General features: G+C 59.4%; 12 protein-coding genes. 7 read left to right on the forward strand and 5 right to left on the reverse strand.

Annotation, left to right across the window (positions count from 1 at the left end):
* Positions 1 to 138 precede the first annotated feature (138 nt).
* The 3 genes from NCR98_RS28315 to tssB form a co-directional block, all read right to left on the reverse strand.
* Positions 139 to 2,481: a type VI secretion system Vgr family protein gene (locus tag NCR98_RS28315; RefSeq protein WP_250528017.1), complete on the reverse strand. Its 2,343-nt coding sequence runs from the start codon at positions 2,479 to 2,481 to the stop codon at positions 139 to 141.
* Between the two features lie 109 nt (positions 2,482 to 2,590).
* Positions 2,591 to 4,144 (reverse strand): type VI secretion system contractile sheath large subunit, encoded by a 1,554-nt coding sequence (gene tssC / locus NCR98_RS28320; RefSeq protein WP_250528018.1) that lies wholly within the window; start codon positions 4,142 to 4,144, stop codon positions 2,591 to 2,593.
* A gap of 46 nt (positions 4,145 to 4,190) precedes the next feature.
* On the reverse strand, positions 4,191 to 4,703 hold the full coding sequence (gene tssB / locus NCR98_RS28325; protein ID WP_244829930.1) for a type VI secretion system contractile sheath small subunit: 513 nt from the start codon (positions 4,701 to 4,703) through the stop codon (positions 4,191 to 4,193).
* A 528-nt stretch (positions 4,704 to 5,231) separates the two neighbouring features.
* Here tssB and tssK point away from each other — a divergent pair.
* From tssK to tssE, 6 genes are all read left to right on the forward strand, one after another.
* Positions 5,232 to 6,584 (forward strand): type VI secretion system baseplate subunit TssK, encoded by a 1,353-nt coding sequence (gene tssK / locus NCR98_RS28330; RefSeq protein ID WP_250528019.1) that lies wholly within the window; start codon positions 5,232 to 5,234, stop codon positions 6,582 to 6,584.
* Positions 6,581 to 7,309: a DotU family type IV/VI secretion system protein gene (locus NCR98_RS28335; protein ID WP_250494349.1), complete on the forward strand. Its 729-nt coding sequence runs from the start codon at positions 6,581 to 6,583 to the stop codon at positions 7,307 to 7,309. The genes tssK and NCR98_RS28335 overlap by 4 nt, the downstream gene beginning before the upstream one ends.
* Positions 7,310 to 7,314: 5 nt before the next feature.
* Positions 7,315 to 8,988: an OmpA family protein gene (locus NCR98_RS28340; protein ID WP_250528115.1), complete on the forward strand. Its 1,674-nt coding sequence runs from the start codon at positions 7,315 to 7,317 to the stop codon at positions 8,986 to 8,988.
* 93 nt (positions 8,989 to 9,081) lie between these two features.
* Entirely contained in the window at positions 9,082 to 9,567 is a 486-nt protein-coding gene (locus NCR98_RS28345; protein WP_244829927.1) for an Hcp family type VI secretion system effector, read from the forward strand.
* Between the two features lie 119 nt (positions 9,568 to 9,686).
* Complete coding sequence (tssH, locus tag NCR98_RS28350) at positions 9,687 to 12,362, forward strand: type VI secretion system ATPase TssH (RefSeq protein WP_250528020.1); 2,676 nt, start codon at positions 9,687 to 9,689, stop codon at positions 12,360 to 12,362.
* A gap of 10 nt (positions 12,363 to 12,372) precedes the next feature.
* The gene (gene tssE, locus NCR98_RS28355) at positions 12,373 to 12,798 is read left to right on the forward strand and encodes a type VI secretion system baseplate subunit TssE (RefSeq protein WP_250469499.1); all 426 of its coding nucleotides are present in this window, start codon (positions 12,373 to 12,375) and stop codon (positions 12,796 to 12,798) included.
* 57 nt (positions 12,799 to 12,855) lie between these two features.
* Here tssE and NCR98_RS28360 read toward each other — a convergent pair whose 3' ends face one another.
* On the reverse strand, positions 12,856 to 13,914 hold the full coding sequence (locus NCR98_RS28360) for an NAD(P)-dependent alcohol dehydrogenase (RefSeq protein WP_244829925.1): 1,059 nt from the start codon (positions 13,912 to 13,914) through the stop codon (positions 12,856 to 12,858).
* 412 nt (positions 13,915 to 14,326) lie between these two features.
* Here NCR98_RS28360 and NCR98_RS28365 point away from each other — a divergent pair, with 412 nt between their 5' ends.
* Entirely contained in the window at positions 14,327 to 14,605 is a 279-nt protein-coding gene (locus NCR98_RS28365) for a hypothetical protein (protein ID WP_244829924.1), read from the forward strand.
* Positions 14,606 to 14,622: 17 nt separating this feature from the next.
* On the opposite strand, the gene NCR98_RS28370 is transcribed toward NCR98_RS28365, so the two are convergent.
* Positions 14,623 to 14,943, reverse strand: coding sequence for an HNH endonuclease (locus NCR98_RS28370; protein ID WP_244829923.1), 321 nt, complete (start codon positions 14,941 to 14,943; stop codon positions 14,623 to 14,625).
* Positions 14,944 to 15,010 lie beyond the last annotated feature (67 nt).

Raw genomic sequence — 15,010 nt, forward strand, 5'->3', positions numbered from 1 at the left:
GTGGAGCGCTCGGCGCTCTTGCAGCAGGAGCGTTCGCCGGAGCGCTTGAGGCGGCGCGAGGTGCAGAAGCAGGTGCGGACGCAGGCGCAGGCGCAGAGGCCGGTTGTGCCGCTCTTGATGAATTTGCCATATCGATGCTTACTCAGAAAAGCCGAAAGAGATCGGGTTCTTAACGTCTTGCACAGGCGTGCCAGACCACGCCGGAAAAGTGAAGCTTCCCCCGTCAGCGTCGCCAACGAGAAGATTCCCTTTCAACTCGATCTCGCAAGAAGGACTGCCCAATGTGATCTTTCCACCAGACAGCTTGATATAAGCACCGGAGCCATCACCAATGGTCACGCCTCTCTTTCCGGTGATTGTCACATCGGCATCCGACGAGCTGATTAACATTCCTTTCAACGCGAGCAATTCCATCGCGTCACCCTGTGCCTGAATCTGCACCTTGCCGCTCGCAGCGAAGAAGCGAATGCCAAGTTTTGCCGCAAAAAGCGAGATTGCCTCTCCAGCCGATGCTGTGATCCGCTTCAACGCGCCAAAGTCGATCCCTTCGCCCGATGTCACAAACATTTGTTTGCGCGATGCGACCTGCAATTGCTGTCCGCTTGCAATGCCAAGCCCGTCCGGCGCGGTCGCAACGAGCACTGGTTTCCCTAGCTTCGTCAGCTTCTCTTCGACGAGCGTGCGCTGCTGATCGACTTCGGCGAGCCACGCCTTAGCCGCTGCGGCCGAATCGTTGAGCGAGCGCAAGAGAGTCTTCGCTTGGTCCAGAGTAGTGTCAGCATCCTGCATGGCTAGCTGCTGACCCGTCGCATTGGGCTGAGCCTCTGCGGACAACAAGACGCCCTTCCCGCCTCTTATGGCCACATGCTCATCCGTGCGCACCTCCGCACCTTTACCTCGCTCCTTGCGATCCTGATCGACCATATGCCCCAGATTCAGCTCGGAAGTCTGAAGCGGCGTGGTCAAGTGGATATGTTCGAGGCCCTCGCGATCCTCCATGCGCATTTCATTGTTCGCTGCCGTGCGAATCAAGTTGCGCGTGTGATTGAGGTTATTGACTAAGTCAGGATGCAGGCTGTCGTGCATCGCGCCAATGATGACCGGCCGATTCGGATCGCCAGCAGTGAAATCCAGCGCTATTTCTGTCCCGTCGATCAACGGAAAGTGATGACCGTAATCTCCACCGCTATATGGCTTGGCCATGCGCACCGGCCTGCTCGCTCCGCCTGGACTCCATGCATCCAAGTCGAACGGCATCTTGACGACGTACTCGCCCTTCTCTGTCAGATACGCATATTTATATTTTCCCGGGGAATCGACTCGGGCTGGAAGAATGCCCTCGATCTTCGGTCGCTTGACGGAGTCGACACTCGTTCGCCAAACTCGATCCGACGGAATCGCCGTGAAGGCATTCCAGTACGACGCACCGCGACCACCGCCACAACGCACCGACGTAATAAACAAACCGTGTTGCGCATCTTGGGGATTTACGTCGAGCCGCATTACCTCGCCTACTTCGAGAGAAAACGGATTTCCCCTCCCTCGATAGCTGACCTGCGTGGCAAGATGCGCCTCGTGTCGCAGTTTCGCAATCTGCTGCCCCTCATCCAGCGTCTCGTAATGCTCGCCCCAACGACTGTCCACCGCGTTCGTCGTCTCGTCACCGCGCGCGGCGTTCTCTTGAATCAGCAGATTCACATCCGCCTGACGATGGTTATAATCGTTAAGCTGCACCGCTTCCGGGACTCGCTGCGTGATGAGCCTGAGCGTGCGGATGGATTCGGAACCCGCGCTCTCCAGCCCCGCATGCGTCCGATATGGAACGACGCGCTGCTTGCGCGCATAGGCGTCCAGATCGTCGCCGAAGATGATGACCGACCTATCCCGTTTTTGTTCAAAACGGAACCACATTCCGGCTTCCGCACAGAGGCGCTGAATGAACGCAAAAGTTGTCTCGTAATACTGCGTGATGTATTCGTGACGCTTGTACGTACTGCGTAGCCTGAAAAAATCGAAGTCGACACCCAGACGGTAGCCATAATGGCGCAGGGTATCCGTTATGATTTCCACGACGGACTGCTTCTGAAAGAGCCGACTCTTAAGCCCGCGAGCAAGGTCTGAAATCTTCGGTTCAAGTACGACGCGATAGCGCGTTTCATCCGCCGATGTGCCAAGCTGTTCAAAGCGCGTGATAATGCCGTGCGTCGTATAGGCCGGCGCCATGGTGCTGAATTCCTTCGCACGGTCGCCGAACATTCGCTGAAGGCGCGCCATATCCGGATCGATCGGTTCGATCGAGAATCGGGCAGGTCGCCCCACGACTTGATTCATCCGTATTTCGGCCGAAGGACTCGTGAATTCAATCTGGCAGCGGTATAGCTCGCTGATAGCGCTTTGAGCGCTAAATTTAAGGACGGAAATCGGCGCAGGGTGCGGCGCTATCGTCAACACGTACGCCTGAGACGGCAAGACCATCGACATTCTTAAACCTCTACGGAACGAACGCCACGTCGTTAAACGACGCCGAGGCAATTAAAATCAAAACCGCCTCGGCAATTCACGCTAAAAACTACCGCGTAAGCACGTCAAATCAACTCTTCGCCTTAGGCATCTGCGAAACCAGCGACAACCCAATATCCATGCCCTCCACCTGGAAGTGCGGCACGATAAAGAGCTTGATGCGGAAGAAGCCGGGATTGTCTTCGATATCCTCGACCATCACCTTCGCCTCGCGCAACGGATGCGACGCTTGCAACTCGTCGCCGGGGTCCTTCATTTCGGTGACGAGACTCTTGATCCAGTTGTTCAGCTCGAGCTCGAGAAGACGACGATCCTTGGTCGTACCGATGTTTTCGCGCTGAATCAGCTTCAGATAATGCGCAATCCGCGAGAGCAGGAAGATGTATGGCAAGCGCGAGTTAATGCGACTATTCGCGGTGGCTTCCTTTGTTTCGTAAAGCGCCGGCTTCTGTGCCGAGTTAGCCGAGAAGAAGCACGCAAAGTCGTGGTTCTTATAGAACGACAAGGGAATGAACCCGAGGTTGGCGAATTCGAATTCGCGCGTTTCGGGAATCAGCACTTCGGTCGGGATCTTCGGCTGCACACCGGTGCCAAGGTCATACAGATGAACCGGCAGATCTTCCACCTTTCCGCCCGCTTGCGGACCACGAATCTGCACACACCAACCGTTGTTCACGAAGCTACGCGTCATGTTCGCCGCAAACGCAAACGACGCATTAACCCACAGATAACGGTCATGGTCAGGACCCTTGACCTGCTCTTCATAGTTGAATGCGCGGACGGGCGTGGTGTCCTTGCCGTACGGCAAACGGCCAAGCACGCGCGGCATGACCAGACCCACATAGCGCGAGTCATCGGTGTCGCGGAAGCTCTTCCATTTCACGTATTCAGCGCGATCAAAGAAGTTTCCGATGTCCTGGATAGCCGCGACTTCTTCCATCGACTTCTTGCCGAAGAACTGCGCGCCAACCGAGCCGATGAAAGGCATATGAGCCGCTGCCGCGACCTTCGAGATATTGCGCAGAAGCGCGACGTCCACCGGCGAGTTGGCGAATTCGAAGTCGCTGACCATCGCGCTGATAGGCTGGCCACCCGGCGTGTCGTATTCTTCGATGTACGTCAGTCGATACAGGCCGCTCTGGATCAGCTCCGGCGCGTCCTCGAAGTCGCGGCTAAGCGCGTCCTTCGACACGTCCAGCACCTCGATACGGGCATTCTTCCGAAAGTCCGTTCGGCTCACGAGCATCTTCAGACCGCGCCAGCGGCCTTCGAGCGCCTGGAACTCGGGGTTGTGCATCACTGCGTCGAGCTGCTTGCTGATCTGACGGTCGAGCTGACCGATGAAGAAATCTAGCAGCGACTTGTCCAGGCGATCCACCGGCTTGCTGCTTTGCGCCACGAGTTCGAGGAACGCGCCCATGCCGCGTGCGAGACGTTCGTCGGCAGACGCTTCCGACAATGTGTCGTTGTCACGAAACGCTTCCAGCGGCCGAGCCTGCGCAACCGGCGTAAGATTGATCTTGTCGCAAAGCGATGCATAGACGCTCTCGCCATGCGCATCACGAGGTGCGTCAAGCACAACGGTCTCTGCCGCGGCGCTCTGGCGTGCGGGATTCTTGCTCATTTTCTTGTCCTGTCTACGGTGCTTTTCGAGAGGTGCCGAGGGCGCGTTAAGCGTTGCCTTCGGGCTGCGTGGCAGCCGTGGCGATTTGCGATAGTTCGCCGCGCAGCTTGTCCGACATTTCCTTGTTCTTCAGAATCTTTTCGAACTCGCGGCGGAAGGTGCTGTTGTCCAACAAATTCGACTTCAGATCGCGCAGCAGATTGCGCACGGCCAGAAGTGCCTGAAGTTCCGGAATCTGACGCGCCACCTGTTCCGGCTCGAAGTCCTTCATCGAACGGAACGACAGGTTCACCGGCAACTCAGAGCCGTCGTTCGCGAGCGTATTGTCCGCACCGAACTTGAGGTCTGGCGCGTAATCAGCAAGCACCGCGTCGAAGTTGTTCTTGTCGATGTTGACTTTCTTTCGTTCGGCGAGCGGCGCTTGCTCTCGCCCCGCGCTGAAATCGCCTGCAACGAGTAGCTTCAGCGGCAACTCAATTTTCTTTTGCGCGCCGCCGGTATGCAGGTCGAGGGTGATCGAAACCCGGCTCTTCGGGATTTCGCGCTGGAAGCTGTCCATAAATAGTCCTTATTGATTAGCCATAAGCGCCACTCGATCTGCGAACACGCAGGAACCTCTCGAAGAAGATTCGTTGCGACAACGAGCCGCACTACTTGAAGGCGCGACTCTCGAGCACGCTCATGGATCTGTTCACTTGATTGTGATTCTCATTGGGGCACTATTAGAACAGGTTCCACATCAACTGCCAATGATCGTACGGCGTGACTAATAGTTAGGCAACGAAGCTTTATGCAAGGCCTTAATCTTTGTCCCTTCAAAGACTTAGTACTACTCGTGTAAATCGACCGAAGCTGAGATTCGTCGGTCCCTCAACTCAAATGCAACACCATTTGACAATTTCCACGTCGCGCACTGGACGCGCTTCATATCTCGAAATAAATGTTTCGCGTCTCCGGCGAAACGGTACACAGAATGTCCTCGTTAGCAGATATGATTCGTCGCTTCGTTTTAGTTATCAGCTATACGAACTAAGTGGTGAGAGATAGAATTCTCAACTGATGGCAACAATAGCTAGAGAAGAAAGACATGCGGATCGAAAAACCGCTTTGGCATGAAGGCCTGATCCTCACGCAACAGCATTTTCAGCAACAGGACCGTTGGAACGAGTTCGCCTTGAGGCAAGTCGCGACGGCCGCGCTGGCTCAACCATGGGGCACCCTGGCCGTCGAGGTAGATGAAGACGCGCTCGCGTCCGGGCGATTCAAACTGACTCGACTCAAGTTGCGTTTTCCGGATGGCACTCCCATCGACACGACGCTTGCTCAGGCGCTGCCTCCGGCGCGCGATCTGCTCGAAGGCGTCGGTGCTAATCGGCAAAGCGTTACTGTGCTGGCCGCGCTCGCGCTTCCCGATGCAAACGGCAGCAACTGCCGCATGGATGAGACAGCGTTGACTCGTCCGCGCCGCTCCTATCGTGAGTTCGTGAAAGTCGTCGATCTCAATGGCTCGGATGAAGCGGAGATCGCGGCCGAACGCCATGCCCTTAGGCTGCTGTTCGACTTCGAACCACACGCCGACGACACGGTATGCGCCATCGCACGCCTGTCGCGTTCAACCAGCGGACAGTTTCAGCTAGTCTCGCAATACGTGCCACCGTGTCTGACGTTGGGCGCTCATGCTCTGCACATGGAGCGCATCAATCGCCTGACCGACATTCTGCTGGCAAAAAGTCTCGCACTTGGTGCGCGTCGTAGTGAGCGGGTCGATCATGTGACGGAGTACGGCGTGGCCGACGTACAGCTGTTCTGGCTGCTGCATTGCATGCATGCAGCGTGGCCGAAGCTGCGCTTTCTTGCATCGAATCCAAATCAGCCTCCTGAGCGGCTGTACGCGATCATCGCCGAACTAGCGAGCGCGCTGATGACGTTTTCGACCGGATCTCAGCTTACCGACATCCCTCTCTACGATCACGCACGCGCCGATGAAGTCTTCACGGAGCTGGAAGCGTTGATTCGCCAATTGCTCGATGCAATCATCCCGTCGCGCGTGGTGTCGATCGGGCTGTCTCGTGACAATGCGACGACATGGTCAGGCAAGATTATGGACGAACGTATCGCATCGGATGCAGCGGACTGGTATCTGTCCGTGAACTCATCACTCCCGGCGTTCGAACTCGTCGAACGCATCCCGCGCTTGTGCAAGATCGGCGCGCCCGACGATGTCGAACACATCGTCAATTCCGCGCTTGCGGGCATCGCACTCAAGCCTGTGCAACGGGTGCCGTCGGCTATTCCGGTCCGTCTCGACAATCACTATTTCGCGCTGGACGCCGCGAGCCCCGCGCACGCCCGATTGCTGGCTGCCCGCGCGTGCCAGATCTACTTGCCCTCATCCGTGCCGGATGCGGCGCTTGAACTCTACGCGGTGCTACGCGCATGACGACGCTTACTTTTTCGCCGGCGCGCGGCGACATGTTGCTTCGGTCGACGAAGCCGACCATCGAGCCGGCTGCGGGTCTGACAGGCTTGCTACGCGCGTCCGCTCTTCTCGTTACCACACTATCGGCCGGTGGCAAAGCCAGTGACTTCGACGTGCTGCGCCACCGTTGCAAGGAACTTGTCGAAGCGTTTGAGACGGCGCTTACGCAGCATGGGTATTCGCACGACGTAGGCGACGACGCAATCGTCGCGCTTTGCGCACTGCTTGACGAAACCGCCTTGCGTCATCTCGATCCTGTGAATAAGAACAAGTGGATCGCGGAACCCATTCAAGTCGAGCGTCTGCAGCACCATAACGCTGGCGAATACGTATTCGAGCGAATGGCAATTCGCATGCGCGAAGCGGCGCCGAGTGTCGACTTGCTCGAATGCTATGCAGCAATCCTCGGTCTTGGCTTTCGGGGTCGTTATGCGTTAGAGGACGAGACAAAACGCAACGCGCTCATTACTAGCCTCAATGCGCAAATTGAGCAGTTGCGCCCGTCGCAACAGCCTGTGTTTCTTATCGAACATGGCGGACGCCGCCTCGGTAGTTGGTTTCAGCGCCTGTCGCCTTGGGGTATCGCCGGATTGTGCGCCGTAGTCGCGTTGGCTGTCTGGTTTGCGTGGCACGTGGCGCTCGATGCGCAACTGGTTAGCACGATTCCGTCGGGCATCAAGCGGTGAATTCAATGCAACGGCTGGGGTATCCCTTTCGCACAGTAGTCGGTATCGCCGCAGCGCTGATGCTCGCCGTGCTTTGGCTCGTCATGCCGGTGACGACGACGCTCGCCTGGTCATTGACTGCCGTCGTCGTGCTGGCGGCACTACTCGCCATCGGTTTGCGCACGCATCAACAGACACGAGCACGTCAGGCCAGTGAACACGTTTTGACGGCGCTTGGCTCCGCCACGGCGGAGGTACCAGTCAGGCTTCGCACGCGCATGCCGCTCGTCCTGGTGACGGGTGACGCCCTGCCATCGATCTTCAATCATGAGAGCGGCAGGGCACGCCTTGTTCATGTCGGAGAGGGAGCCATCTGGGTACGCGCGGATCGTATCCAGGATCTGCCGCGCCTCGCGCTCGCCATGCGGCAATGGCGCGACGGTCACGCACCTGACGGCGTCGTGCTAAGCGTGGCGCCTGCGCTGCATGCCGACGCTGACGCGCTCTCACAGTCGCTGCGGATCGTCCGTCAGGCAGTCGCCGATGCCTCTCGCGTGATCGGTGCACCGTTGCCCGGCTATGTCGCCGTGTATCAACGGCTGGTCAGAAACGCGCCGACCGATGCGCTCGCCGCCGCGCAGTGGCACGGGATCTCAAGCGGAACGCCGCTCACCGACATGAAGCGCTTCGATGCGGTAATCGAGAGTTCCGAAACGGATGCACGCCGGCACGCAACAGACCCATATGCTGCCGCAAGCGTTGCCGGACTGGCTTCGATTATCGGATGGACCCAGCGCGTGATATTCGACACACTAGCCGATTCCCGTCAGCCGGCAGCCCCGTGGGCGCTTCACGGCGCCGGGTGGATCGACTGCGGTCCCGCAAGCAATGCCGATAAACCGTGGGAGCGCGACGTCCAGATGCAGACGCGCGTTATACCGGCGGTCGTCGCGGGCTCGCCTGCGCCGTGGCCTCTGCCACAGCCGTTGATCGCGGCTATGTCGCAGCGCGTGCGAGCGTCGCCGCGCCACGTAGCACTCGCGCATGTCGGCGCAATGTGCGCGCTCGCGCTGGCCACCGCATTCTGGGGCGCAGGCCGGAACAACGCCGCGTTGCTGACACGCGTCGGCGGACATATGGAGCGCTATGCGGGCATCGCGCCCGAGCAAGATGCCGGTCGCCGCGACGCGCTGCACGCGCTTATCGCGGATCGCGACGAACTCGATCGTTACGGGCGTTCGGGTGTCCCATTGCGGCTGTCGCTCGGCGAATATCACGGTGCGCCGCTCATGCCTTCGCTCAATACCGCGATCGCCGCATATCAGCCACCTGAACCGCCGCCTGCGGTCGTGACACTCGACAGTATGTCGTTGTTCGATAGCGGCAAGGCAATGCTTAAGCCTGGTTCGAATCGGGCATTGGTCGACGCCGTGGAGATGATCAAGGCGCATCCGGACAAGCGTGTTCTGGTCGCGGGACACACGGATAACGCAGGCAATCCGCGTAGCAACCTGACACTTTCCATGGCGCGTGCAGCGGCGTTACGTGACTGGTTAATCGACGCGTCGGGTATCTCCGCCACGCAGTTCGCTACGCAAGGATACGGCGACACGCGCCCGATTGCCGATAACAACACGCCAGAAGGGCGTGCGAAGAATCGACGCGTGGAAATTACGCTTGTGCCTGATACGAACAAGTAGATTTTAGAATCCCCGGGGCTACGGCTTTGGGATCTTGAGGCCCGGGAGAATGCTTTCCTGGGCACGTTTTGTTGTACTAAGAAGGAGCAGTAAATGGCAATTCCCGCATACATGTGGCTCAAGGATGACGGTGGCGCCGACATCAAGGGTTCCGTTACCGTGCAAGATCGTGAAGGCAGCGTCGAAGTCGTCGCTTTCGATCACGGCATCCACATCCCGACCGACGGCAACACCGGCAAGCTGACCGGCACGCGCGTGCACGCGCCGATCACCTTCACGAAGGAAACGGACGCGTCGACGCCTTATCTGTACAAGGCTGTGACGAGCGGTCAGACGCTGAAGTCGGTCGAGATGAAGTGGTACAAGATCGACGACGCGGGCAAGGAGAAGGAATACTTCAACACCAAGCTCGAGAACGTCAAGGTCGTCGCTGTGCGACCGAAGATGCACGACATCAAGGTTCCCGACTACGAAAAGCACAACCACCTCGAACAGGTGGAACTGCGCTACGAGAAAATCACGTGGGCGTACAAGGACGGCAACATCATTCACGCTGACACGTGGAACGAGCGCTCGTAATTCAGGCGCTTGAGTTGCAAACGGATCTGATCCGCTGATCGGGTCCGTCGCCGGTCCATATCGAATGGGCCGGCGATTTTTCATATTTCGCCTCCTTCGGTTTTCTTCGCTTTCCCGTTATGACATCCCGAGATTCCACGCAATTGCTTCGCCGGCTCAACCCGCACTGCTCACGTACGCTTGAAGCGGCCGCGAGCCTTTGCCAAACGCGTCTATCCGACGAAATCACGGTCGAGCACTGGCTTTTGAAGCTGATCGAGGCCGATGACGGGGACATTCCGGCGATCCTCAAACACTACGATATCGATGTCGATGCGGTGTGGAACGCACTGCTCGCGGCCATCGATCGGCTGCCACGCAATCTGCGGGGCATGCCTTCGATTTCAATTCAGCTCGCGAGCGTGCTGCAAGACGCGTGGACCCTGGCGTCACGCGAGGATATCGACGGCAAGATTCGCTCGGCGCACTTGCTGCGGGCGATCATCGACGCGCCGCACGTGCTGCGTACGAAAGACGCTTGGCCGCTGCTGTCGCTGTCCAGCATGCAGATCGAGCGGTTGCTGCCGCGTCTTGGCCGTTTGTCGTGCGAAAACCGCGTCGAGGAACCGGAAGCGGAAGACGAGGCGCGCGAACAGGCAGCGTCGGCATCCGAAGAAAATCTGCCATCTGCTACACCCGCGCCGCCACGCTCGACCGAAGGCGAAGCCCTTGCGCGCTTTGCTATCGATCTGACAGAAAAGGCCCGCCGTGGCGAGATCGACCCCGTGTTCGGACGGGAACGCGAGATTCAACAAATGATCGACGTGCTCGTGCGCCGTCGCAAGAACAACCCGATCCTCGTCGGCGATCCGGGCGTAGGCAAGACCGCGATCGTCGAAGGGCTGGCCCTGCGTGTCATCGACGGCAGCTTGCCCGCAATCCTGCGCGACGTACGCATTCTCACGCTCGACCTCGGCCTGCTGCAGGCGGGCGCTGGCGTGAAGGGCGAATTCGAGCAGCGTCTGAAGAACGTGATCGACGAAGTGCGCGCATCGAGCACGCCGGTTCTACTGTTCATCGACGAAGCGCATACATTGATCGGCGCGGGCAATTCAGCAGGCGGATCGGACGCCGCGAACCTGCTCAAGCCGGCGCTCGCGCGTGGCGAACTGCGCACGATTGCAGCAACGACCTGGGCCGAATACAAGGAGTATTTCGAACGCGATGAAGCGCTCGAAAGGCGCTTCCAGCTCGTCAAGGTCGAAGAACCCGGCGACGATGCCGCATGTCTCATGTTGCGCGGCCTTGCCACGCGTTACGCACGGCATCACCACGTGCATATTCGCGACGAGGCACTCGTCGCCGCCGTCAAGCTGTCGCGCCGTTACATTCCGTCGCGGCAGTTGCCGGACAAGGCCGTCGATCTCATCGACACCGCAGCCGCACGAGTTCGCATGGGACTCGATTCGCCGCCAGCCGAACTGCAACGCGCACGAGCGGCAGTGGCTGCGCTGGAACTCGAGTGCGCGACGCTCGATGCCGACGAGCGCGCCGGTGTTGCCGACGTGGCGGCCCGTCGCGCGGCACTCGATGTATCGATCATGCACGCGAAGCAAGAAGCGAGTGACCTGCAAGCGCGTTATGAACGAGAACTGACGCTCGTGCAGAGTCTGCTGAAACAGCGGGGCGACGGCAGCACTAAGCCGCATGCCGATGCCTTGTCGCAAGCCCGCCACGCGCTCGCCGACGCGCAAGGCAAGACTCCGCTCATCTTCGCCGATGTCGACGCCCAAGCCATTGCCCGCGTCGTCGCGGAGTGGACAGGCGTGCCGGTGGGCAGTCTGGTCGAAGACGAGCTTCTGAGCCTGCTCGCGCTGGAGGAGCGCATGGCCGCACGCGTGGTTGCGCAAAACGACGCGCTCGGCACACTCGCGCAAAGCCTGCGCACGGCGAAGGCGGGACTCAAGAGCGAGCACGCGCCGCTCGGCGTGTTCCTGCTGACAGGACCTTCGGGTGTCGGCAAGACCGAAACCGCGCTCGCGCTTGCCGATGTCCTCTTTGGCGGCGAGGCCGCCCTTACGACGATCAATATGTCGGAGTATCAGGAGGCGCACACGGTCTCGCAGCTGAAGGGTTCGCCACCAGGTTACGTCGGTTACGGACGCGGCGGTATTCTCACCGAAGCGGTGCGGCAACGCCCTTATAGCGTCGTATTGCTCGATGAAGTGGAGAAGGCGCATCGCGACGTGCTCGATATCTTCTATCAGGTGTTCGACCGCGGCACCATGCGCGATGGCGAAGGTCGCGAAATCGACTTCCGCAACTGCGTGATTTTGATGACGTCGAATCTTGGCAGCGCGCAGATCGACGAAGTGACGACGGACAATCCGGACATTGCCCAGGCGGCGCTCCTCGATGCGATCCACGAGCCGCTCGTCAAGCATTTTCAACCTGCGTTGCTCGCGCGCTTCCAGACGCTCGTCTACCGGCCATTGGCCGCCGACGCTCTGGCGCAGATCGTTCGGCTGAAACTCGGCAAGATTTCGGACCGCTTGCAAAAGCAGCATGACGTCAATCTCGTTTGCGACGACACGCTCATCGCCTCGCTCGCAGAACTGTGCCTCGCCCGCGAATCCGGCGCGCGAAATGTCGACACGTTCCTCGATCAGCGCATCCTGCCGACCGTTTCGCGCGAACTTCTGACACGTATGGCCACCGGCACGACGCCGGCCGAGGTTCGCCTTGCAAGTTCGGAAGAAGGCAATCTGACGATTGAATTCGTCGATCGCGGCGAAGTTGTCGCTGCACACGGCTGAGCGCTGCGTCATGGCGGCCGGCCCATCGCTCTACGACATGCTCCTCGGTCAGATTGACGGGGAGTCGATCGACCATTTCGACGACCGCACGCTCGAAGCCTTGAGCGTGCAGCAAAACGTGCGGCGTATTCTCAATACGCGTGCGGGCGCACTGAAGCATCTACCAGACTACGGTCTGCCGGATCTGACCAATGTTTACAAGGAGTTGCCCGGCTCGTCACACGCGCTCAAGCAGCAAATGGAAGCAACGCTTTTGAAGTATGAGCCGCGGATTCGCTCTATCGATATCGGCATCTTGCAAAACGACGACCCCGGCTTGCAGGTGAGCTTCGAGATGACCTGTCATTTGAAAAAGACGGGGCTCGTGCGCTTTGGCACGTACTTCGTTCCGCCGGGCATATTCCGCCTGGAACGTCGCGTTCGCGAAGGTCGCTAAACACCACGGAACAAGCCCGCTCACGCGGGCTCTCCGTTACCTCACCAACTAACACCCCTACTGCGCCAACGTCCCCATATCCACCACGAACCGATACTTCACATCGCTCTTCAACATACGCTCGTACGCGTCGTTGATCTGATCCATGCGAATCATCTCGATGTCGGACGTGATCCCGTGCTTGCCGCAGAAATCCAGCATCTCCTGCGTCTCCGCAATACCGCCGATCAGCGAACCCGCAATCGACCGGCGCTTGAAGATCAGGTTGAACACAGCCGGCGAAGGATGCGGATGCTCCGGCACGCCAACCAGCGTCATCGTGCCATCACGCTTGAGCAAGACCATGAACTGGTCGAGATCGTGCGATGCCGCCACCGTGTTCAAAATGAAATCGAAGCTGTTGGCGTGCGCCGCCATCTGCTCCGGGTCTTTCGAGATCACCACCTCGTTCGCGCCGAGACGCTTCGCATCCTCGATCTTGCCCGGTGATGTCGTGAACAAGACGACATGCGCGCCCATCGCCGCCGCCAGCTTCACGCCCATATGGCCCAAGCCGCCCAGTCCGACGACGCCCACCTTGTCGCCCGGCTGCACGTTCCAGTGACGTAACGGCGAGTACGTGGTGATGCCCGCGCACAGCAACGGTGCGACGGCCGCCGGGTCGAGGTTGTCAGGCACCTTCAACGTGAAGGCTTCGTCGACGACCATCGAGGTCGAATAGCCGCCGTACGTCACGCCGCCCGACTTCTTGTCGGGCGAGTTGTACGTCTGCACGAAGCTTTCCGGGCTCTCGCAGAACTGCTCCTCGCCTTCCTTGCAAGACGGGCACACGCGGCAAGAATCGACCATGCAGCCGACGCCCGCCAGATCGCCCACCTTGAACTTCGTCACCTCGGCGCCGACTTCCGCCACGCGCCCGACAATCTCATGGCCCGGCACGACCGGATAGTTCGTGCCGCCCCACTCGTTGCGCGCCATGTGCAGGTCCGAGTGGCAGACGCCGCAAAACAGCACGTCGATGCGGACATCGTTCGGGCCGACATCGCGACGCTCGATTTCAAGCGGGCCGAGCGGTTTGTCGGCGGCGGATGCTGCATAGGAATACGCCTTGCGCATGATTGTTTTCCCTCTTGAGTTCCAGGCTTATGACAGGAACCGCGTCCTTGAGACACCTCGGGGACACGGTCGAAACGGAAGTGCGCGCGAGAGCGCGCATCGTTTTTTTATGTGCGACAGCGAACGTTCGCCGCGCTCTCGCACACGCGTTGCGGTGATCTTGCCGATCGCGCCGATGTTTCGGCGGCAAATCGCAACTTCAGTACTGTATGCCTATAAGCATCTTTCTGCACGACCGATGGGGACCTCCCCCGTCCGTCTCCCCGCGCAAGCGGGACTATGCGTGCAAAAGTTGCAGATCTAAGGTTTGGGTAAGCGCGGAAGCCAAGGAACGTTCGGGGCGCTTCCGAAGCAACGGAGTAGCTGACGTCGGGGCGTCGGCATCGAATCGATATCACACGAGAGCGAGACCATGAATTCGAAGGCGGTAACAGCGAGCATCGACACGCAGAGCGGCACGATAAGCGCCGAGTTTCACGTCGACACGGGGCGGTTGAGAATACTGGAGCGCGGGCTATTGCGCGTGGAACTATTTCCGCCGCATTCGTGGTTCACCATCGCATCGGTGGCGGGGAACAGCCGCTGGGGCACGCGGCCGCGCGAGCGTGACCTGCAACTCGTCGTCGAGAGTTACATCATGCAGCGCTTCGGGATGTCGGCGCTGCGCGCGGATGTCTCGATGGCGCAATGACGCAGACGCGGTCCGCGTCACCGCTTGCGCGCCGAGCGTCGGGTGCGCTGATAAAAACTATTCGGCTTGGTGCGCACCCAGTCGACGAAGCTGCGCACTGCTTCGTCCTGCATGAGCGCGTCGATGGTAGCGAATCGTTGCGCGAGTTCCTTCTCGGTAAAGAGCGCATGCAGTTGCCGATGACAGATGCGATGCAGCACCGCTGTCTGCCGTCCGCCCTGCGACTTCGGCACGAGATGATGCAGGTCGCGCTCGGACGCGGGCACGGGTCGCCCGCATAGCGCGCACGTTTCTTCCGGTAACGGCCGATACCACGGTTCGGGCGCGGGCTTTGCCATTCGGCTCCTTTTCTGGCGCTGCGTCGTTGCGTTGGAACTGATCGTTTCGAGTGTACGCCGAGGCTGT

This window comes from Caballeronia sp. GAWG2-1 (assembly GCF_023631405.1).
In the GTDB taxonomy this organism is placed as follows: domain Bacteria; phylum Pseudomonadota; class Gammaproteobacteria; order Burkholderiales; family Burkholderiaceae; genus Caballeronia.